This is a genomic window from Methylobacterium sp. CB376 (genome assembly GCF_029714205.1).
Lineage (GTDB): Bacteria > Pseudomonadota > Alphaproteobacteria > Rhizobiales > Beijerinckiaceae > Methylobacterium.
The window spans coordinates 4,335,693-4,355,353 of the sequence record NZ_CP121648.1; the positions used below are offsets into that span (position 1 = coordinate 4,335,693).

A 19,661-nucleotide genomic window follows, 5' to 3' on the forward strand; every position below is an offset into this window, starting at 1 on the left:
GCCGGAGCGACGCAGCACCTTGCCACCGTCATGCTGAACGATCGCTGCGGAGGGCGTCGCCGTCGTAGTCCGGCGCATGCCCGAGCCGTCGCACCGGCGGCCGATCAGAGGCCACGCGCGACCACGAACCCTTCCAGGATGGCTTCCTCCGCGCTGCGGGGCGAGAGGCAATCCCCGATGGGATGAACCGGCACCGGCAGGCCGTCGAGCTCCCGCTCCAGATCGGTCGCGGAGGCGTGGCCGGTGGCCAGCACGATCGTGTCGACGTCGTCCCGGACGATCGCCTCGTTCGACGCATTGTGGACCAGGTAGGCGGTCGTTCCGTCGGCGCCGTAGATGCGCGCATCCGTGACGATCTGGACACCGAGCTTGTGCAGCTTGGAGATCCAGTAGTTGCGCAGGTAGATCTGCAGATTGTAACCGGCATGGGGCGCATTGACCGCCAGCGTCACCTGATGCCCGTCGCGCACCAGCTTCTCGGCCACGCCCATCCCGACCCAGTCGGCGCGCCAATCCGCGACCAGGACCCGGGTCCCGAGATTGGCGCCGCCGTTCAGCACCGCCCAGGCGCCGACGACGTGGGCGTCCTCCCGGCCCTCGATCGCGGGTTCGTACGGGAGGGCGCCGGTGGCCACCACCACCTCGTCGGGCCGCAGCTCCTCCACGAGGGCGCGGTCGACTCGGGTGTCGAGGCGGATCTCGATGCCGGCCTGCGCGATCTCGCGCTCCAAGTTGGTGATCAGGCCGCCGAACTCGGCGCGGTCGGGAAGCAGCTGCGCGAGCAGCGCCTGGCCGCCGAGCCGACGTCCCGCCTCGCACAGGACGACGTCGTGTCCGCGCGCGGCCGCGGTGGCGGCGGCCTTCATGCCCCCGGGGCCGCCGCCCGCCACGAGGACGCGCTTGCGCCCCGACCGGGGCATCGCGGGCAGCCGCGCCTCGCGGCCCGTGACCGGGTTCTGGATACACGAGATGGAGTAGCCGGCGTGAAAATGGCCGATGCAGGCCTGATTGCAGGCGATGCAGGCCCGGATGTCGTCGAAGCGGCCCGCCGCGGCCTTGTTGCCCAGGTCTGGGTCGGAGATCATCGCGCGGGTCATGCCGCACATGTCGGCGAGGCCTGCCCGCAGGACCTCCTCGGCGACCTGCGGCTGGTTGATCCGGCCGGCGACGAAGACCGGCAGGCCGACCTGCGCGCGCAGGGTCCCGGCCTGCGGCGCCACATAGGCCGGTGCGATCCCCATCGGCGGCACGACGTGGACCGAGCCGCCGGGCCCCGCCATCGATCCCGTCGTGGTGTTGACGTAGTCGAGGATCCCCAGCGCCGCCAGCGCCTTGCAGGCGGCCAGCACCTCGGCCGCGTCGAGGCCGTCGAGCTCCACCTCCTCGACCGAGATCCGCATGCCGACAACGCGGCCGCCCACCGCCTTGCGGACGGCCGAGAGGCACTCGGCCAGGAAGCGGAGCCGGTTCTCGGGCGTCCCGCCGTATCGGTCGGTGCGCAGGTTGGTCCGCGGGTTCAGGAACTGGGCGAAGAGCAGCCCGTGGCTGGCCACGATCTCGACCCCGTCCAGGCCGGCCTCGGCGAAGCGGCCCGCCGCCGCCCCGCAGGCCTCGACCACCTCCTCGACCATCGCCGTCGGCATCTCCCGTGGCATGGTCTGGAAGCGGTTGTCGGGCACCGCGGAGGGCGCGAACGCGACCTCGCGCACGCCGCCCCGGATCCGCCGCGTCAGGCGCCCGGCGTGGGAGAGCTGCCCGAACACCCTGCCGCCGTGACGGTGGACCGCCTCGGCGAGCGCCCGGTAGCCCGGGATGCAGCGGTCGTCGCTGACGTTCAGTTCGGGCGCGTCGCTCAGGGCCGAGGCGTGAAAGCGGGCCGACTCGACGATGATGAGGCCGGCGCCCCCCCGCGCCCGGGCCTCGTGGTAGGCGACCAAGTCCTCGCCGGGCACGCCATCCCGGGCGAGGAAGGTCTGATGCCCCGTCGAGAGGATCCGGTTGCGGATCTCGACGTCGCGGATCCGCAGCGGTGAGAACAGGTGTTCGAGCCGGCGTGACATGTTCTCTCGCTCCTCCGTATCCTGGCCTTTGCAGAGTCCGTCGATGTCGAGGCGCCTCAGGACAGCAGGAACTTCTGCCACTCCTGTTCGTACCGGGTCGCGTAGCGCGCCACTTCCTCGTCGTTGAAGATGCAGGCCTGCGCGAGGTTGGCCGGATAGCTGACGTAGGCCTTGGCTTGGTCCGGGGTCGCCTTGGCGGCCGCGCTCTTCAGCACGGGCCCGTAGACGCCGAGCGGCAGGAGGGCCTCCTGGGCCTCCTCGGAGATCGCGTAGTTGATGACCCTCATCGCCGTCTCGGCGTTCGGGGCGCCCTTGGGCACCACGAACGCCTCGCCCCAGGCGATCGAGTCCTCGTACGTGAAGGCGACCGGCGCGCCCTCCTTGATGACGTCGAGCACCCGTCCGCTCCAGACCAGCGCCATTGCCACCTCGCCGGTCGAGACGAGCTGGGCCGGCTGCGCGCCCGTCGTCCACCAGACCTTCACGTGCGGCTTGATCTCGCGCAGCTTCTCTAAGGCGAGCTTGATCTTGTCCTCGGTCGCCGGGTAGACCTCGCCGCGCGGCACCCCCGCGGCCAGCAGGGCCGCCTCGTAATTGTAATAGAATCGTGTGTAGAGCGTCCGAGGACCCGGGAAGCTCTTCACATCCCAGAAATCCTTCCAGGTGTTCGGAGTGGCGCCGGCCGGCATCTGCTTCGTGTTGTAGGCCATCACGGTCGCCCCGACCAGGACGTAGATGCCATAGTCGGTGACCCAGGCGCGATCGAGCCGGGACGCGTCGATGATCGAGTAGTCGAGTTTCTCCAGCAGGCCCTGGTCGCGGCCCTGGAAGATGAATTGGCCGCCGGTATCGACCAGATCCCACTCGACGGCCTTGGCCTCGACCATCGCCTTGAGCTTGGCGTAATTGGTGGGAGAGGTGTTGGCGATGCGGATGCCGAACTTCCGTGCGGCCGGATCCATGAAGGCGGTCTTGAACACGGTGCCGATGGCGCCGCCGAAGGAGCAGAAGGTGAAGGGCCGCCCCTGTGCGGCGGCCGGCGCCACGCCTCCGGCGAAGGCGGCACCGGTCAGCCCCTGGAGGAGGATGCGTCTGTTGAGCATGGTCGGCCTCTCGTGTCAGGTGGGGTCAGCGGGAAGGATCAGGATCGCGGCCGGATCGCACGCGAGTGTCGTCTGCGCCCCTTCCGCGGGCTGATCGCCCGAGGAGAAGGTGCGCACCCAGACGGACTGCCCGGGTGCCAGTTCCACCCGGGCGGCGAAGATCTCGCCGAGGAAGATCGTCTCCTCGACCCGGCCCCTGAAACCGCCGTGGGGTGCGAAAGACAGGGTCTCGGGCCGCAGCAGCGCCGCCGCCTCCTCGCCGACCCGGAACGGCCGGGCCGCGCGCCCGCGCAGCGTAGTGCGCAGGGCCGGCAGGTCGATCGCGGCCGCGCCGCCCTCGCACCGCGTCACCCGCCCGCGCAGCAGGTTCGATTCGCCGAGGAAGGCCGCCACGAAGGCATTGGCTGGGCGGGCGTAGAGGTCCCGTGGGCTGCCGACCTGTTCGAGGCGGCCGGCCCGCATGACACCGACGCGGTCGGCCATCATCAGCGCCTCCTCCTGGTCGTGGGTCACGAAGACCGTGGTGCAGCCGAGGGCGCGATGGAGGCGGCGGATCTCGAGCTGCACATGCTTGCGCAACTGCCGATCGAGCGCGCCGAGCGGCTCGTCCATCAGCAGCACGTCCGGCTCGGTCACGACCGCCCGAGCCAGGGCGACGCGCTGCTGCTGGCCGCCCGAGAGCCCGCGGATCCGCCGCTGGCCCAGTCCGTCGAGCTGCACCATGGCGAGCGCCGCCTCGACGCGCTCCGCGACCTCGGCCCGCGGCCGGTTGCGGACCCGCAGCCCGTAGGCGACGTTCTCGAACACGCTCAGGTGCGGGAACAGGGCGTAGCTCTGGAACATCATGCCGATATTCCGCTTGCGCGGCGGCAGCGGCGTCACGTCCTGGCCGGCGATAACGACCCGGCCGGCGCTCGGGGCGACGAAGCCGGCCGCGATGTTGAGAAGTGTCGTCTTACCCGATCCGCTCGGCCCGAGCAGTGCCAGGAACTCGCCGGGTTCGAGGGCGATGTCGATGGCGGACAACGCCTCGAAGCTGCCGTAGCGCTTCGCGATGCCCGCGAACGCGACCGGGCGTCCCGCCTTGGTGTGCATGGCGTTCACCCTTCCGTCTCGCTGCGGCCGCGGATCGCCTGGACGGCGGCGAACAGCACCACCGTGATGGCGATGAGGATCGTCGCGGCGACGGCCGAGACCGGCGTGAACTCGACCCGGATGACCTCCCACATCTTCACCGGCAGGGTCTTGGCTTCGATCCCGGAGAGGAAGATCGACAGCACGACCTCGTCGAAGGAGGTGATAAAGGCGAAAGCGGCGGCACCGGCGAGGCCCGGGGCGATTAGCGGCAGCGTGACGGTGCGGAACACGCGCCAGGGCGCGGCACCGAGGCATTCGGCCGCCCGGGCGTAGTTCGGATCGAGGGCAGAGAGTGCCAGGCCGACATTGATGACCACGAAGGGCAGGGCGAGCAGCGTGTGGCCCAGCGCGAGCCCGAGGACCGTGCCGTGCAGCCCGAGCGGGCGCGCCACGGCGTACAGCGCGATGCTGATCATGATGACCGGCACGATCAGCGGCGAGAGCACGACCGCCATGATGGCGGCGCGCGGCCTGGGCGAGACCTGCTGCAGGCCGAGCGCCGCGAGCGTCCCGATCCCCAGGGAGAGCGCGCTCGCGAGCACGGCGACCCGGATGCTGGTCTCGAACGAGCTGAACCATTCCGGATCGGACCAGAACGCCTCGTACCAGCGGGTCGACCAGATCGCGGGCGGGATCTGGATGAACGACGCGCGGCTGAACGAAGCCGGCACGACCGCGGCGAGCGGCGAGACGAGGAAGGCCAGGGTCGCCGAGCCGACGGCGTAGACCAGGATGCGGGCCGCGCTCATCGGGCGGCCACCACGTTGACGAGGCCGACGAACCGGCTCGCCACGGCCATCAGCAGCACGATCACGGCCAGGAGCCAGACCGAGGCCGCCGCCGCGAGCGGCCAGACCAGCCGCTCGGTGACGAACTGGTCGATCAGCATCGCGATGGTCATGTTGCCCGGCCCCCCGAGGATCGCGGGCGTGATGTAGAAGCCGAGGCCGAGCAGGAAGACGAGCGTGAAGCCCGCCATCACGCCCGGAAGCGTCAGGGGCAGGTAGACGCGCCAGAAGGTCGTGATCGGGCGGGCGCCGAGCGCGTCGCTGGCGAGCAGGAGCCGCCCGTCGAAGGTCCGCATCGACGTCAGGATCGGCAGCAGCGCATAGGGCAGGAGCACCTGGACCATGCCGATATGCACGCCGGCCGAGTTGAACAGCAGGCTCACCGGCGTGTCGACGAGGCCGGAGGCGAGCAGGAGCCGGTTGACCGGTCCGTTCCGCTCTAGGAGCAGGATCCACGAGAAGGTCCGGACGAGGACGCTGATCCAGAGCGGGAACAGCACGCACCAGAGGGCGAGGCTCCGCTTCCAGCCCCTCAGTTCCGAGACCATGTAGGCGGTCGGATAGGCGAGGAGCGTCGTCAGGGCCGCCACCGACAGCGCCAGCACCACCGTGTTGGCGAACACCGCCCGGTAGACGGAGCTGCTCGCGATCTCGATGTAGGACGCGAAGGCGCCTTCCGGCGAGGAGAGCGAGAGTTCGATCAGCCTCAGCATCGGCAGCGCGAAGGCCAGGGCGACGAAGAGCACGAACGGCAGCAGCAGGGCCGCCGTCACCAAGCGTGCGCGCAGGGAATGCGGAGCGGACCTCATGGCGTTTCGGATCGCAGTTGCCGAGGCAGCGGCATCGATGGCGTGATGGCAGGTCCCCGGCCGAGTTCCGTCTCGGCTGGCAGATCCTGGATCCGCCGGTCCTCGGGATCGTAGAATGGCTCTAGGCTCAGGCGGGCCGGTACGCGCTCACCCGCCACGTCGACTTCGATGCGATGGGCTGCGAGGGCGTCGGCCGTGAGGGCTTGGCCGTTGGTCGCGACGTAGCCGAGGCCGAGCGCCCTGCCCACCGTATGCCCGAACATGCCCGAGGTGACACGGCCGATGATCCGGCCGTCCCGGAGAATCGGCTCGTTGTGGTAGAGCAGGTGGTCCGGGCTCTCGAGGGCGATGCCGACGAGGCGGCGAGAGGGGACGTGATCGCGCCGGCGCAGGAGTGCCTCGCGGCCGATGAAGCCGCCGTTCTTGTCCCACGCCACCGCGAAGGAGAGGCCGCTCTCGAGGGGGGTGTCCTCGTCGGTGATGTCGTGCCCCCAGTGGCGATACCCCTTCTCCATCCGCAGGGAGTTGAGGGCGTGGTAACCGGCGAGGCGCAGGCCGAGATCCCGGCCGGCTGCCATGAGGGCGTCGAACACGCCCTGGGCGAACTCGGTCGGGATGAAGAGCTCCCAGCCCAGTTCCCCGACATAGGTAATCCGGCTCGCCCGGACGCGTGCATAGGCGAGGTCAACGACCCGCGACGTCCCGAACGGAAAGGCCGCGTTGGAGAGATCGGCATCCGTCAGCAGTGAGAGGAGCTCGCGCGAGCGCGGGCCCATGATCCCAAGAACGGCCTGCGCGGAGGTGACGTCGAGGGCCGTGGCCCGCGCCTCCGCCGGTATGTTCCGCGTCAGCCACGCGAAATCCCGCGCCTGCGTCGCCGCCGCCGTCACGATCAGGAAGCGGGTCTCGCTCTCCCGGGTCACCGTGACGTCCGCCTCGATGCCGCCGCGCTCGTTCAGCCACGGGGTGTAGACGACTTGGCCGACCGGGATCGCGATGTCATTGGCGCAGATCCGGTTGAGCGCCGCCTCGGCATCGGCGCCGTCGAGCACGAATTTGGCGAAGGAGGACAGGTCGAAGAGGCCGACCGCCTCGCGCGTCGCGCGATGCTCCGCGGCGGAGTGCGGGAACCAGTTCTGGCGCCCGAAGGTGTAGCGGTACTGCGCCGCCTCGCCCTCCGGCGCGAACCAGTTGGGACGCTCCCATCCCGCCGCCTCGCCGAAGCAGGCCCCCCTTTCCGCGAGGCGGTCGTGGAGGGTCGAGCGGCGCACGCCGCGCGCCGTCGTCGGCTGCCGGAAGGGCCAGTGCATGTCGTAGAGGAGGCCGAGCGACTCGACGGTCCGGTCCCGCAGGTAGCGGCGGTTGCGCTGGAACGGCAGGGTGCGCCGGATGTCCACGTCCCACAGGTCCATCGGCGGGTGGCCGTCGATGATCCAATCCGACAGGACCTTGCCGGCTCCCCCCGCCGACTGGATGCCGATCGAATTGAAGCCGGCCGCCACGAAGAGGCCCCGGACCTCGGCCGTCTCGCCGAGGAGGTAGCGGTCGTCCGGCGTGAAGCTCTCCGGGCCGTTGAAGAACAGCTGGATGCCGGCCTCGCCGAGGGCCGGGACGCGCCGGACCGCCGCCTCGAGCAGGGGCTCGATGTGCTCCAGGTCGTCGGGAAGCGAATCGAACGCGAAGCTCTCCGGGATCCCGTCCATGCCCCAGGGCTTGGCGACCGGCTCGAACCATCCGACGAGGAGCTTGCCGGCGTCCTCTTTGATGTAGGTGCAGTTGTCGGCATCGCGCAGGACCGGCAGGTGGGGCGGCAGGCCGGGCATGGGCTCGGTCACGACGTAGAAGTGCTCGGCGGCGTGCAGCGGCACCGTCGCGCCGGCGCGGGCCCCGAGGTCGTGCGCCCACATGCCCGCGCAGTTCACGACGGCCTCGGCGCGGATGTCGCCCAAAGCCGTCCGCACGCCCACCGCGCGGCCGCCCTCCACCACGATCTCGTCCACGGCCAGGTTCTCGAAGATCCGCGCGCCGCGCATCCGGGCGCCCTTTGCAAGGGCCTGCGTGGTGTCGATCGGGTTCGTCTGCCCGTCCCGCGGCAGGTGGACGGCGCCGACGAGGTCGTCGGCCGCCATGAGCGGCCAGAGCGCCCGCGCCTCGTCGGAAGTGAGCACGTTGACCTCCAGCCCGAAGCAGCGGGCCATGGCGGCGCCGCGCCGGAGCTCCTCCATGCGCTCGGCGTTCGTGGCGAGGCCGAGCGAGCCGATCTGGAGAAAGCCGGTGGCCTGTCCGGTCTGGGCTTCGAGCGTGGCGTAGAGTTCGGTCGTGTACTGCGCCAGCCGGGTGAGGTTGTGGGTGGCCCGAAGCTGTCCGACGAGGCCGGCCGCGTGCCACGTGGTGCCGGAGGTGAGCTGCTTGCGTTCGAGCAGCACGACGTCGGTGCAGCCCCGCAGGGTCAGATGGTAGGCGACGCTGCATCCGACGATGCCGCCGCCGACGATCACCACCTGCGCGCGTTCGGGAAGAGAAGCCACTCGCTTGCCTTTCGTCAGTCTGCGCAGGGCCGGCCTCGCTTCGGCGGCCGGCTCGTCGTGTTCGAGGTCGATCGCACGGCCGACGCGGCCTGCCGCGCAACCGGTTGGAACGACGGCCGTGGAACGCGAATCCGCCATCCGTGAAAAAATGAACATACTTTTTTTCATATGTGAAGCGGATTTCATGAGGCACGCGGTCTCCGCCTGAAGCAGAATGAGCCGCCGGCCCCTGCATGCGGCTCGGGCGACCGGCGGACCGCGTTGGTCCGCCCCCGAACTTCGCTTAGAAGCCCCGAGAGGTTCGAACGACCGTCCCCATGCCTTCAGCCCGTTCCTCCCGCCCGAGACCCGAGCCGGCCGACATGCCGCGCGACGAGGTGGACGCCGCCTCTCCCGCGGCTGCCGGCAACGAGCAGGAGCTCCTGCTCGGCGAGCAGATCCGCGCCCTGCGGAAGATCAAGGGCCTGACCCTGCAGCAGATCGCCGGCGAGATCGGTGTGTCGATCGGGTATCTCAGCCAGATCGAGCGCAACCGCTCGAAACTGCCGATCGGCGTCCTCAAGCGCATTGCGACGATCCTGGGGGTCCAGCTGAGCTGGTTCTTTCAGCCGCAGACCCTCGGCCCGCCCGAGGAGCAGGATTTCATCGTGCGGGCCGGCCGCCGCCGCAGGATGTCGTTCACGGGCACGGGCATCGCGGAGGAACTGCTCTCGCCGAACCTGAACGGTCCGCTGGAAGTGCTGCTCAGCACGATCGCTCCCGGCTCCGACAGCGATTTCTACAGCCACGACGGCATGGAGGCCGGGCTGGTGCTCGCAGGCACGCTCGACCTGTGGATCGGGGACAGGACGTTCCGCCTCGAGGTCGGCGACAGCTTCTCCTTCAGCAGTAGGGAGCGGCATCGCTGCGCCAACCCTGGCGAGATCGAGACCAAGGTGGTCTGGATCATCACGCCACCGCACTATTGATCCGTGCGGCCGAGCGCGGCCCGCTGGGCAAGCGCCCGGCGCGGCCGCGTGGGGTCTCAGGCCGCGCGCCCGAGCGCGTCCGCCAGCATCGACACCATGTCATCGACGTGCCGGCGCTCGGCGATGAGCGGCGGCGAGAGGGCAATGATGTCCCCGGTGACCCGGATCAGCAGGCCCTTCTCGAAACAGTCGACGAAGGCGTCGTAGGCGCGGGCTCCGGGCGCGCCCGCCCGGGGCGCGAGTTCGATGCCGGCGATCAGCCCGATCGTGCGGACGTCGATGACGTTGCGCGCGGCACGCAGGCCGTGCATGGCCTCGTGCCAGAATTCCTGCAGTTCCGCCACCCGGGTCAGCAGGCCCTCCTCCTCGTAGACGTCGAGGGTGGCCAGGCCCGCCGCGCAGCCGGCCGGGTGGCCCGAATAGGTGTAGCCGTGAAACAGCTCGATCGCGTCCTGGGGGCCGCGCATCAGGGCATCGTGCACGGCCCGGCTGGCGAAGACCGCGCCCATCGGGACCGTGCCGTTGGTCAGGCCCTTGGCGGCGGTCACGAGGTCGGGGGTGACGCCAAAGAAGTCCGTCGCGAAGGGGGCGCCGAGCCGCCCGAAGCCCGTGATCACCTCGTCGAAGATCAGCAGGACGCCGTGGCGGGTCGCGATGTCGCGCAGGCGCTCGAGGTAGCCCTTCGGAGGCACCAGGACGCCGGTGGAGCCTGCCACCGGCTCGACGATCACGGCCGCGATCGTCTCGGCCCCGTGCAGCGCCACCATGCGCTCGAGGTCGTCGGCGAGTTCGGCGCCGTGCTCGGGCTGGCCCTTGACGAAGGCGTTGCGGGCGAGGTCGTGCGTGTGGCGCAGATGGTCGGCGCCCGGCAGGAGCGGGAACATCCGGCGGTTGCTGACGAGCCCCCCGACCGAGATGCCGCCGAAGCCAACGCCGTGATAGCCGCGCTCGCGTCCGATCAGCCGCGTGCGCGTGCCCTGGCCGACGGCACGCTGGTAGGCCAGCGCGATCTTCAGCGCCGTGTCGACGGATTCGGAGCCGGAGCCGGTGAAGAAGACCCGATCCAGGCGGCTCCCGTCCGGCCCGGGAGCGATCGCGGCCAAGCGCTCGGCGAAGTCGAAGGCGATCGGATGGCCCATCTGGAACGAGGGCGCGTAGTCGAGGGTGGAGAGCTGATGCGCCACCGCCTCGACGATGCGCCGTCGGCCGTGGCCGGCATTGACGCACCACAGGCCGGCGGTGCCGTCGAGGACCGTTCGGCCGTCGTCGGCGGTGTAGTGCATGCCCTCGGCCGCGACGAGCAGCCGGGGCGCCGCCTTGAATTGGCGGTTGGCCGTGAAGGGCATCCAGTAGGCGTCGAGGCGCGGGCGGTTGGCCCGCAGCGGGGTGGTCATGGCACGCTCTCCACAATGGGACAGGGGCAGACACACCGTTCTGGCGAGGCCAACAAGTCCTTTTCTGCCCGCGTTTAACCCTTTGACAGAGCACATGCGGCGCATCAATGTTGGGGAATAGGCATCAACCCGAACAGGGGCCCTGGTGACGAACGACGAGGTGGGGGCGCGGCTGCGCTACGTGCGAACCCTGCATGGCCTGTCGCAGCGGGCGCTCGCCCGGAAGGCGGGCATCGTGAACTCGACGATCTCGCTGATCGAGTCGGGGCAGACGAACCCCTCGGTGGGGGCGCTCAAGCGCATCCTCGACGCCGTGCCAATCGGCCTCGCGGAGTTCTTCTCGCTCGAGCCCGCGCGCACCGAGAAGGCGTTCTACGCCGCCGAGGACTTGGTCGAGATCGGGAAGGGGCGGATCTCCTACCGGCAGGTCGGCGAGACCCTGATCGGGCGCGCGCTCCAGATCCTGAAAGAACGCTACGAGCCGGGGTCGGACACGGGGCGGGTGCCGCTCGTCCACGACGGCGAGGAGGGTGGGCTCGTCCTGTCGGGCCGGCTGGAGGTCACGGTGGACGATGAGCGCAAGGTGCTGGGGCCGGGCGACGCCTACTACTTCGCGAGTCGTCGCCCGCACCGATTCCGCTGTGTGGGCCCTCTGCCGTGCGAGGTCGTCAGCGCCTGCACCCCGCCGACGTTCTGACCCTTGGTTGAGCCGCCCTGATTTGCTTGAAGCCATTTGGCTCGTCCCGGCAGATGAGGATACCATGGCGGAAGGCCGAGTGTCCGGACAGGGCTCAGGACCGGCCATTCCCGACGTGCGCCGCCAGAGACCGCTTTGGGTTCAGGCTGTGTGAAAACTCAGGCGCATTCCGGAATTGTAGAACAATCTTCTAAGCGGCAGACATGCGCGTCCACCGGATGGCCATTCCGATGTCGTCAGAATGCCCGTTTCGATGCTGCCAGGGTGCTCACGAGAAGATCCTTCTAACCCCGCTGTGTTTTCACACACCCTAGGTCACGAGCTTCCGTTGATTAGACACCAGGCAAGTTGGCAGCAGCCAGCATGCGGCCAGTGAACGGCTAGGTTCAATGGCAGGGGCCCGCTCCGTGCCGCGTGAAGAAGGCACACTCAAGCGAATCAGCATCAGTCGGATATCCACCAGCAGGGGCGAGATCCTCGCCCCACTCAGTACCGTCTCCCGCTGTCTGCGCTTCGCGATGAGCCCGCTCCTTCTTCCCGAGCTTCGCGGGCTTCGGCTCGGCTGCGAGACGTTTCTCCGCTTCGATGGCAGTCATGCGCGCCAGCAGCCACTGGATGGCCTGCCAGTTGCCCGCTCGCGCCTTCGCCCACACCAATCCGATCAGCTCGGCGCGTAGCCGCGCGGAGCCGCGCAGCAGTTGGTCACGGTATTCCCGCTGCAGTTGGGTATACGTGATGCTGAGCGCTCGCGCGATGACCTTGGGAGCCTCGCCGAGCGCCGCCATTTCCTCAACCATGTCGTCCGGTGCGGCACAGGACACTGGCAGTGGGCCCGGCTTGCGCCCCGCACCTGGCCTTGCACCACCGCGGCCGATTCCCAATGACTTCGTCATGTTGCGTCCCTTTGATTTAATTCACATGCTGGAAAAAAGATCTGCGAATGAGACCCGATGCGGTATTTTGCCCTTGTAACTCTAAACTTTCGAGCCCCCCCTGGGGCACACCTCGTTGAATACGGTTGGGAGCATGCTGACATCTGGACCAGAGAGGATGAGGAGGAGAGCCATAGCAGACGCCAATCACAGCCGGCCTGTTGGTGATCCGGAGGTCGTGCTTCTGGACGATCCGGGTACGCGAGCGTTCTGGGCCCGGCGCTTCCAGGAGCCTGCCAAGAAGATCGAGCAGGCAGTCGAGGATGTCGGAAACGATCCGGCTCGCGTGGCCCAGTACCTCGGGAAGCCCTGGCCGTACGAGAAGAGCGGCATCGTCTGACACGCGCCGAGTAGGCCCATGGCAAGTGGCGTGGCTCACCATCAGGAGGCTGGCCCCGGCCTCGCGGCTTCCTGCTGCCGACGCTTCTGCTCGGCCCACTCGCGATCGCGGCGTGCCTGCTCCTCTCGAATCGGTGCCCAGTATGCCTCCTGCTCGGCGATGATCCTGGCGTCCTCTCGCTGTTGCCGTGTGGCTCTACGCTTGAGGTGCTCGGCGTACTTGGCCCTTTGCCGAAGCAGCTCTTCGACGGTGATGGGCTCGACCACAGGCTTGGAAGGTGCTGGACGCGTTCGCTGTGCGCGAGGTGGGCCGCTGGGATGGCTCGGTGACGGCTTAGGCGAGGCGCCACCGACGATCTTGACCGCCTCGTCGAGCCTGAGGCCGGCAGACCTGGCAACGCGCTCGGCAGCGGCCCGAGCAGCCGCGCGCTCGCCGGCAGTGGCACCACGTTCGGCCAGAGCAATGCACTTCGCGAGGCGGTCGCGATCCAGGGATGTCGGTGAGTCCGTCATCGGGTCTTTTCTCGGGCTGGCAGATGGAGAAACGCGAAGCCGCCCCTCGTTCACGGAGGCTGGCAGTTAAAAAGCGATCGTAATGGTGATCTAGGTGGTGCTGCCGTTACCGACGGTGCGGACCTCGCCAGCCCAATGTTTGTTCATCACGCGCTTGGCGCCCTCAATGGTCAGGCCAGCTCGGTGCAGCAGCGCCTGCAGCCCACGCAGCAAGGCCATGTCGTCCGGCTGGTAGTAGCGCCTTTCGTTCCGAGCTACTGGCTGCAGATCTGGATTACCAGTAGTCCTTAAAGACACCATCAAGTGGGTCAGAATCGTCGCGTTCGTTCTCTGCCTCGATCATTTGCTCCAGAGTGTCAATTGCATCTGGATACGTAAGCACCTCCTCTCCCGGCGGAATAGCTTGGCCCAGCAAAACCACGTTGTGGAAGAGTTGCTTGACGTGCTCTGGCACCGGGCCGATCAGCAGGCCAGTCGCATACTGACAGATTTTCGAGATTTTTACGTATTCACCTTCGAACATTATCGATGGCTCAGATTGGTAGCGATGGCTCCCGTCTGCCTGCCGAGTACCATTGTGCTTGATATCATCATTCCACTTCTCCCAAGCCACATACTCAACTACAGCACACAAAAAAGCCTGCTCCAAGCAGGGCGAATTATGAATGAACATCGCAGCCTATCTCCTAATTTGATTATCATTCGACGTCGTCGTTTTCAAGATTAGCGTGGCATATGCGGTTAATACGCGATCTGAGCGATTTGTTTATTCAAGCCGAACATGCGTATTAGAAAATTCTCTGTGCCGGGCGTGACCAGACGGCCAGCACAGGTGAATGGCGACGCTTCTATCCGACGCACCTATGAAGGTTGCCGGTTTCCATTCGCCTCTGCCTGGGCGATGACGTTGATGATGGCGCGGCCATCGCCTGCTCGCGTGTGTTGCTCTTGGTCATCGTTCTCCTCGTCGGTGGCTAGCCTCAAACAGCCGGCAGGCTTCACGCACCAGGGTGGCGCGCGATCGGTGGGCTTTCGATTTTCAGATCCCAGGTTCGGGAAGGTGGCGGACTTAGCAGTGAGCAGGCGCTGCACGTGCCACACCCCACCCGGAGATATTTATAGATGTACCGGAAGTGGTACTGGAGATTCCCGGTACCGGAAGTGGTGGTACTAGATGTACCGGAACTGGTACTGGAGAGAGTACCGGAACTGGTACTGGGGAAAAATCCTCACGCCGCATTTGGAACGGGGTTGACCCGGTTGCGGCGAGCCGGCCGGCTGGAGGCACTCTCTTCGACCCGCTGCCGTGCGTTCTTGGCGGCTTGCTCAGCTTCCTCACGGCTGCCGAACCGCTTCCACTCGTTGCTCGGGGGGCGTCCGTCGACCGTTCCGAACCAAGTCAGTCCGAACATGGCCGCCCGGCCCTTGAACGCTCCCCAGGCGCGGTGCCCTTCACGCTCCCGCCGGATGAGACCGAGGGCGATCGCTTCTTCGATGGCTGGCAGAACGGAGTTGCCCCGGATGCCATGCCGCCCGAAGTCGGCGTGAGTGACCGCCAGGGCGCCGTTCGTGAGTCCACCATGCCCGATGTGCTCCAGGAGGATCCTGTCGATCACACGGCGGCAGTTGATCGACTGGGCCCGCCAGGCATGGCTGTCGAGCAGATCCCGACCGAGCGAGGTCCAGTGGCCCTGCCAGATCGCAGGACCCTGCTGGGGGTCGCTCTGGACGGTCGAGCGGCCCGTCTTGTCCGCTTTGGCCGGTTTCCGACGCCTCACGCGGCACCTCCCGGCGCGAGCAGGAGGCTCCAGACAACCGCCCTGACGTGACCCTGGATGTCCTGGAGCTCAGCGTCGATCGTCGCGGAGTTGATCCCGCGGCGCTCCATGGTCTGGCGCTGCAACTCGAGCTGCCGGCGGAGGTGTGCCTCAGCCTTCGCCGTCGTCGCGGCCGCAGTCATGATGCTCGCGTGCCTGGAGATGAACGCCCGGTCCCGCGACCGGGGGAAGGGCAAGACGATGGCGCTCACGACACCCCTTCCTGCTTCTCGATCCACGCCAGGATGGTGGAACGGCGGGCGTGCACACGCCCCCCCAGCTTGAATGTCGGCAGGTCGCCTTTCGCGATTGCGTGGTAGATTCGCCGGATGTTGGTCTCGCGGATCCCTTCCTCGGGCCCGTAGATCGCGACGGAGATGCCTTCCGCGCCGATGATCACGTCGTCGGGCATGGCTCCGCCGTTCACGCCTTCGTGGCGCGCTGTTCCAGCGTTCATTTTGAACTCCCGTTAGCTGGCCAAAGCTCTCGCGACAGCGATGAGTGTCTTATGCGAGATTATCGTTTGATCTAAGCGATCTCCGTACGAATCCAATTTATCGTGGTCAACCGAGCCGTACTCGACATGTACAAATCTGTCTTCTACCCACTTCTCCTCAAAAATTAGAAAAATCTCCGCCCTCAGGATAGGTCGCTCGAATCTAATGGATATAGAGCCCGGATAATCATCCGTTACACCGAGATAGTTCTGGATCCCCATTTCCTTGATTAAGGTCTCAAGGTCGTCACCGAGCGTTGACCACCGCTCTCCGACTCCGGTATAGTTTTTGGCTCCGGCTTTACTCACGCGTAGATCTCTAAATAGAGGCAGGTTCTCCTTTACATCTTTGGCAAGAGCACAACCGTTGACGGCGATCAGCAAGTTGGCAGCGTCTCTCTCATTCATTTTTGCAGCAGAGCGTCCCCTACCACCTTGGGATAGGTACCCAGATTCACGTGCAGCGCGCGCGAAGATGCCGACAGAAACTTCGTCGAGTCCTTCGACCAGAGCCACAGTGCGGACCAGATCGCTTAGGAGCGCCATGAACCCTGCTCCCTCATATGAAATAGCTTCAGATGGTTGACGGGTCAAGGCCCATCTGAGCTTATATCAGAAGGGCGCGGACCGCGTGAACCTCGCGCCCCTTCATGGAAGAGGTGTCAATGGCTACGATTCGTAAGAGGGAACTGCCGAGCGGCAAGATCGCTTGGCTCGCCTCCTACACGGATGGAGGCGGCAAGCGCCGTTTTAGGCAGTTCGCGACCCGAAAAGAGGCAGACGCGTTCCTGACACGGGCACGCTCAGAGGTCGCACACGGCGTCCACATTCCGGACTCTCAGAGCATGACGGTCGGGCAGGCCGCCGACGCTTGGCTGAAGCACGCGGAGGAGGGCGGCCTGGAGTGGTCGACGGTGCTGCACTACCAGCAGCACGTGAACGAGCACATCCGGCCGCTGATCGGGAGTCTCCGGCTGACGCAGGTCACGACGCCACGGGTCTACAGCTTCGCCGAGGAGCTTCGGGCGAAGGGACGGTCGCCGGAGATGGTGCGCCGAGCCGTACAGTCGCTCGGGCGGATTTTCCGCTTCGCGAAGGGCAGGGGGCTTGCCGGTCAGAACCCGGTAGCGGACGTGAAGCTGAAGCGCTCGAAGCGCGATCAGGCCCGGGTTGAGATTCCGACCCGCGAGGAGCTGCGCGCGATCCTCGGTGCGGCTCAGGGTCGCTGGCGGCCGCTCATTGTCACGGCGATGTTCACGGCCCTGCGGGCTAGCGAGCTTCGAGGCCTGCGGTGGTCCGACGTCGACCTGAAGCGGCGCGTCCTCACGGTGAGGCAGCGCGCCGATGCCTGGAAGCGGATCGGGCCGCCGAAGAGCGAAGCTGGCACTCGTGACGTGCCGCTCGCGCCCATGGTGGTGAACACGCTTCGGGAGTGGCGCCTCGCGTGCCCGAAGGGCGAACTCGACCTCGTTTTCCCGTCCGGGGCCGGGCAGGTGGAGCACCACCCCAACATCATCGCCCGCGGCTGGGAGCCGACGCAGATCGCGGCAGGCGTGGTCGAGATGGTCGACGGCAAGGACAAGGCCGGAAACCCGGCGAAGGCCGCCAAGGGGCGCTACAACTTCCACGCCCTCCGGCACGCGGCCGCCTCGATGTTTATCGAGAGCGGCATGACGCCCAAGCGCGTACAGGCGATCATGGGCCATTCGAGCATCATCGTAACCTATGACACCTATGGGCACCTTTTCAGCGACGACGAGGCTGACCAGAACGCGATGCGAACCATCGAGGAGCGTCTCCTCGGCTAATTGCACAACACGGCTGCAACACCGCTGGAAAAACTCTTAATAATTCAAATAGGTTGGTTGGACTCTGACTCCGTTAGTCGTGGTTCGAATCCACGTCCCCCAGCCACTTGAATTCCCTACGCTTTCTCCATTCCTTGATAAGAGCATTCAGGCACGGTCGGGTGTCCGGTCGGGAGAATTCATTCTCGTTTCGAGCTTGCGCACCGCGGCCAGGGCCAGTGCCGGATCGCGGTTGAGGTAATGGGCATCGAGGATTGACCTGACGTCTCGCAGCGAGTGCCCGGTCAGCGTCGCGATCTCGGCCTCGGAGCAGCCCGCCAGCGCCAGCCGGCTCACAGCAGTGCCGCGCAGGTCGTGGAAGGTGAGCCCCCGGATGCCGGCCGCGCGGCACGCCTTACCCCACGACGAGCGGAAGCCGTCGCCGGTCCAGGGCCGGCCCTCCGAGTTCACCAGGATCACGGGGCTCACCCGAGGCGCCGCGTCGAGCGCGGCCCTGAGCGGGGCACCGACCGGGATGACGACGCGCGCGCCGGTCTTGCCCTGCTTCAGGCGGACCGTCTCCCCGTCGTAGGCGGACCAGGGCAGGCGCAGCAGGTCGCCCTGCCGCTGACCTGTCCAGAGCGCCAGGATGAGCGGCAGGTGCAGGTGGGCGGGCGCCGAGGCGAGGAATCGCCGCTCGTCGTCATCGGTCCAGACCTTGTCCGTGCGACTGGCCCGGTAGAGGCGTCCGCCGCGCTCACAGGGGTTCGCCAGGATCAGCCCGCGGTCGAGGGCCCACGACAGGATCCGGGCGAGCACGCTCCACGCGTAGTCGGCTTGTCGGCGGGAGCGCACCGCGAGCCGGTCGCGCCAGGTCAGGAATTCGCCGCGCGTGCGCCGATCAGTCAGGGCACCGAGCGGGAAGTCGCCGAACTCCTGTTCGATGACCTTAATGTGCCTGACGTAGTCGGCCCGGGTCCGCGGCTCCTTCCCGAGGAAGGAATCGCTCGCCTGGAAGCCCTGGATGAGGGAGAGCAGGACGCCCTGCTTCGTCTCCACCCTCCGCGCCACGGCGGTGTTGTAGGACGCCATGAACTCGGGCGTGCCGGGTTCGCCCTCCAGGCGCGGGCCGCCTTTCCACGCGTACCAGTACGTGCGCCACGTGCCGTCCGCGAGTCGCTTGCGACGGGAGTTGATGCCCTTAAGCCGGACGCGCATCGCGTTTGGCCCTCCACGCGTCGAATTCAGTGGCCGTCTCGGCCTTCGCTGGCTCGCCGGAGTGGATCACGATCGTGCCGTCCGCAATCTCGACGCGATCGACCTTGAGGCCTCCAGCCTGTGCGCCGGATACAGCCCGGGCGATCTGTGCCTTGGTGATGGTGCGGCGGCGCGGCACGGTCAGCTCTCCTAACTGCCCCGGCGATTGCTGCGAAGATCAGCAAGTCTTTCATTCACGCGATTGTACAATATATTTAGATTGATTATCAGCCTTGTAGACTTGCTACTAAATGTTTCGCTGCCCTCGAAAAGTTGTGCATACTGGTCGCCCGTCCTTACATTTACTAAATTGACTGCGGCGGAATTGACAACTCCCTCTTCCGGATCTTGGAAAGTTTCGTGACCAAATGTTACCAGAAACGTCTTTCCTTCTGGAAACAATTGCCCGGGCTCGAGATCGACCAAATCTTCTGGATTATGAGCTACAGAAACGAATAATGTGTAACGAACCGCTTCTGTAGCGACTATGCCCGCCTTATCTGGAGAGAATCCGAATTTAACGAGTTCATTCATTATAGCATAGCAATACATACTCCTTAACGTTATAATAGTTCTGCCTCCTTTTGATTTAGGTTTTTGGTCGAATTTACTAAGATAAACTGCCCCTCTCTGAATCCATGAGCGCAATGTGTTGAATTCCATTCCGACAACATCTGCCGCATCGGATAGCAGCAATTGGGGAATATCCAAATACGATGTCGTGACCATCGCGCCTCTCACAGATCGAACTATGCGCGAGATGCCTACCTGATGCAAGTGCGTCATTTCGGCTGCAAGCTCATCGAGTCGGCGCTTATGATGCCGCCGTGGGAATCATCAGCTCTCTCACCACAATAACCGCGAGCTGTTTGAAGGGCTCGTCGCGGTCCGGGCTGCCGGCGAGAGCGAAATCCTAAAGTAGGCGTGCCTTGGCGAGCATGTCCGCCGTCGGCCGGGACGGTTCCGCGATGGCGCGACTTATCGGGGCTTGTCCTGGGAGGAACTCCGCATCGTAGCGGCCGCTGGGCCAATCGTC

22 protein-coding genes are annotated in these 19,661 nt (G+C 66.4%); 4 read left to right on the forward strand and 18 right to left on the reverse strand.

Features of this window, described 5'->3' with window-relative positions:
- Nucleotides 1-104: 104 nt before the first annotated feature.
- From QA634_RS19595 to QA634_RS19620, 6 genes are read right to left on the reverse strand one after another with little or no spacing between them, the layout of a single operon-like run.
- Nucleotides 105-2,060, reverse strand: a complete 1,956-nt coding sequence (locus QA634_RS19595; protein ID WP_012333632.1) for an oxidoreductase — start codon at nucleotides 2,058-2,060, stop codon at nucleotides 105-107.
- A gap of 56 nt (nucleotides 2,061-2,116) precedes the next feature.
- Nucleotides 2,117-3,163 carry an ABC transporter substrate-binding protein gene (locus QA634_RS19600; protein WP_012333633.1) on the reverse strand — a complete coding sequence of 349 codons (1,047 nt, stop codon included), beginning with the start codon at nucleotides 3,161-3,163 and terminating at the stop codon, nucleotides 2,117-2,119.
- A 15-nt stretch (nucleotides 3,164-3,178) separates the two neighbouring features.
- Complete coding sequence (locus QA634_RS19605; protein ID WP_012333634.1) at nucleotides 3,179-4,258, reverse strand: ABC transporter ATP-binding protein; 1,080 nt, start codon at nucleotides 4,256-4,258, stop codon at nucleotides 3,179-3,181.
- A gap of 5 nt (nucleotides 4,259-4,263) precedes the next feature.
- Nucleotides 4,264-5,049 (reverse strand): ABC transporter permease, encoded by a 786-nt coding sequence (locus QA634_RS19610; protein ID WP_012333635.1) that lies wholly within the window; start codon nucleotides 5,047-5,049, stop codon nucleotides 4,264-4,266.
- A complete protein-coding gene (locus QA634_RS19615) occupies nucleotides 5,046-5,897 on the reverse strand; it encodes an ABC transporter permease (RefSeq protein WP_012333636.1) in 852 nt (283 codons plus the stop codon). The genes QA634_RS19610 and QA634_RS19615 overlap by 4 nt, the downstream gene beginning before the upstream one ends.
- Nucleotides 5,894-8,425, reverse strand: coding sequence for a GcvT family protein (locus QA634_RS19620; protein WP_012333637.1), 2,532 nt, complete (start codon nucleotides 8,423-8,425; stop codon nucleotides 5,894-5,896). Before QA634_RS19620 ends, QA634_RS19615 begins: the two co-directional genes overlap by 4 nt.
- 362 nt (nucleotides 8,426-8,787) lie before the next feature.
- On the opposite strand from QA634_RS19620, the gene QA634_RS19625 reads away from it, so the two are divergent.
- On the forward strand, nucleotides 8,788-9,393 hold the full coding sequence (locus tag QA634_RS19625) for a helix-turn-helix domain-containing protein (protein ID WP_012333638.1): 606 nt from the start codon (nucleotides 8,788-8,790) through the stop codon (nucleotides 9,391-9,393).
- 56 nt (nucleotides 9,394-9,449) lie between these two features.
- On the opposite strand, the gene QA634_RS19630 is transcribed toward QA634_RS19625, so the two are convergent.
- A complete protein-coding gene (locus tag QA634_RS19630) occupies nucleotides 9,450-10,787 on the reverse strand; it encodes an aspartate aminotransferase family protein (protein WP_012333639.1) in 1,338 nt (445 codons plus the stop codon).
- A 145-nt stretch (nucleotides 10,788-10,932) separates the two neighbouring features.
- Between QA634_RS19630 and QA634_RS19635 the strand changes: the two genes are divergently transcribed.
- Entirely contained in the window at nucleotides 10,933-11,484 is a 552-nt protein-coding gene (locus QA634_RS19635) for a cupin domain-containing protein (protein WP_012333640.1), read from the forward strand.
- A 386-nt stretch (nucleotides 11,485-11,870) separates the two neighbouring features.
- Here the strand turns inward: QA634_RS19635 and QA634_RS19640 are convergent, their stop codons facing one another.
- Nucleotides 11,871-12,281 (reverse strand): hypothetical protein, encoded by a 411-nt coding sequence (locus tag QA634_RS19640; RefSeq protein ID WP_012333641.1) that lies wholly within the window; start codon nucleotides 12,279-12,281, stop codon nucleotides 11,871-11,873.
- A gap of 253 nt (nucleotides 12,282-12,534) precedes the next feature.
- On the opposite strand from QA634_RS19640, the gene QA634_RS19645 reads away from it, so the two are divergent.
- Nucleotides 12,535-12,756 (forward strand): DUF3606 domain-containing protein, encoded by a 222-nt coding sequence (locus QA634_RS19645; protein WP_043701396.1) that lies wholly within the window; start codon nucleotides 12,535-12,537, stop codon nucleotides 12,754-12,756.
- 41 nt (nucleotides 12,757-12,797) lie between these two features.
- Here QA634_RS19645 and QA634_RS19650 read toward each other — a convergent pair whose 3' ends face one another.
- The 7 genes from QA634_RS19650 to QA634_RS19680 all read right to left on the reverse strand — a co-directional run bounded on the left by QA634_RS19650 (nucleotide 12,798) and on the right by QA634_RS19680 (nucleotide 16,127).
- Nucleotides 12,798-13,268, reverse strand: a complete 471-nt coding sequence (locus QA634_RS19650; protein ID WP_043701399.1) for a hypothetical protein — start codon at nucleotides 13,266-13,268, stop codon at nucleotides 12,798-12,800.
- A gap of 90 nt (nucleotides 13,269-13,358) precedes the next feature.
- Entirely contained in the window at nucleotides 13,359-13,487 is a 129-nt protein-coding gene (locus QA634_RS35895) for a hypothetical protein (protein ID WP_445928371.1), read from the reverse strand.
- Between the two features lie 55 nt (nucleotides 13,488-13,542).
- Nucleotides 13,543-13,941, reverse strand: coding sequence for a hypothetical protein (locus QA634_RS19660; RefSeq protein WP_150108696.1), 399 nt, complete (start codon nucleotides 13,939-13,941; stop codon nucleotides 13,543-13,545).
- A 556-nt stretch (nucleotides 13,942-14,497) separates the two neighbouring features.
- Nucleotides 14,498-15,046 carry a hypothetical protein gene (locus tag QA634_RS19665; protein ID WP_012333645.1) on the reverse strand — a complete coding sequence of 183 codons (549 nt, stop codon included), beginning with the start codon at nucleotides 15,044-15,046 and terminating at the stop codon, nucleotides 14,498-14,500.
- On the reverse strand, nucleotides 15,043-15,297 hold the full coding sequence (locus tag QA634_RS19670) for a DUF6074 family protein (RefSeq protein WP_012333646.1): 255 nt from the start codon (nucleotides 15,295-15,297) through the stop codon (nucleotides 15,043-15,045). Before QA634_RS19670 ends, QA634_RS19665 begins: the two co-directional genes overlap by 4 nt.
- Entirely contained in the window at nucleotides 15,294-15,542 is a 249-nt protein-coding gene (locus QA634_RS19675; RefSeq protein WP_043701402.1) for a DNA-binding protein, read from the reverse strand. Before QA634_RS19675 ends, QA634_RS19670 begins: the two co-directional genes overlap by 4 nt.
- A gap of 12 nt (nucleotides 15,543-15,554) precedes the next feature.
- A complete protein-coding gene (locus QA634_RS19680) occupies nucleotides 15,555-16,127 on the reverse strand; it encodes a hypothetical protein (protein WP_012333648.1) in 573 nt (190 codons plus the stop codon).
- 119 nt (nucleotides 16,128-16,246) lie between these two features.
- Between QA634_RS19680 and QA634_RS19685 the strand changes: the two genes are divergently transcribed.
- A complete protein-coding gene (locus QA634_RS19685; RefSeq protein ID WP_012333649.1) occupies nucleotides 16,247-17,389 on the forward strand; it encodes a tyrosine-type recombinase/integrase in 1,143 nt (380 codons plus the stop codon).
- A 147-nt stretch (nucleotides 17,390-17,536) separates the two neighbouring features.
- Here QA634_RS19685 and QA634_RS19690 read toward each other — a convergent pair whose 3' ends face one another.
- Genes QA634_RS19690 through QA634_RS19700 form a run of 3 tightly spaced genes read right to left on the reverse strand, consistent with a single transcriptional unit; the run spans nucleotide 17,537 to nucleotide 19,354 of the window.
- Nucleotides 17,537-18,586: a tyrosine-type recombinase/integrase gene (locus QA634_RS19690; RefSeq protein WP_012333650.1), complete on the reverse strand. Its 1,050-nt coding sequence runs from the start codon at nucleotides 18,584-18,586 to the stop codon at nucleotides 17,537-17,539.
- The gene (locus tag QA634_RS19695) at nucleotides 18,570-18,764 is read right to left on the reverse strand and encodes a hypothetical protein (protein WP_012333651.1); all 195 of its coding nucleotides are present in this window, start codon (nucleotides 18,762-18,764) and stop codon (nucleotides 18,570-18,572) included. Before QA634_RS19695 ends, QA634_RS19690 begins: the two co-directional genes overlap by 17 nt.
- Nucleotides 18,765-18,775: 11 nt before the next feature.
- The gene (locus tag QA634_RS19700) at nucleotides 18,776-19,354 is read right to left on the reverse strand and encodes a hypothetical protein (protein WP_150108697.1); all 579 of its coding nucleotides are present in this window, start codon (nucleotides 19,352-19,354) and stop codon (nucleotides 18,776-18,778) included.
- Nucleotides 19,355-19,661: the final 307 nt, after the last annotated feature.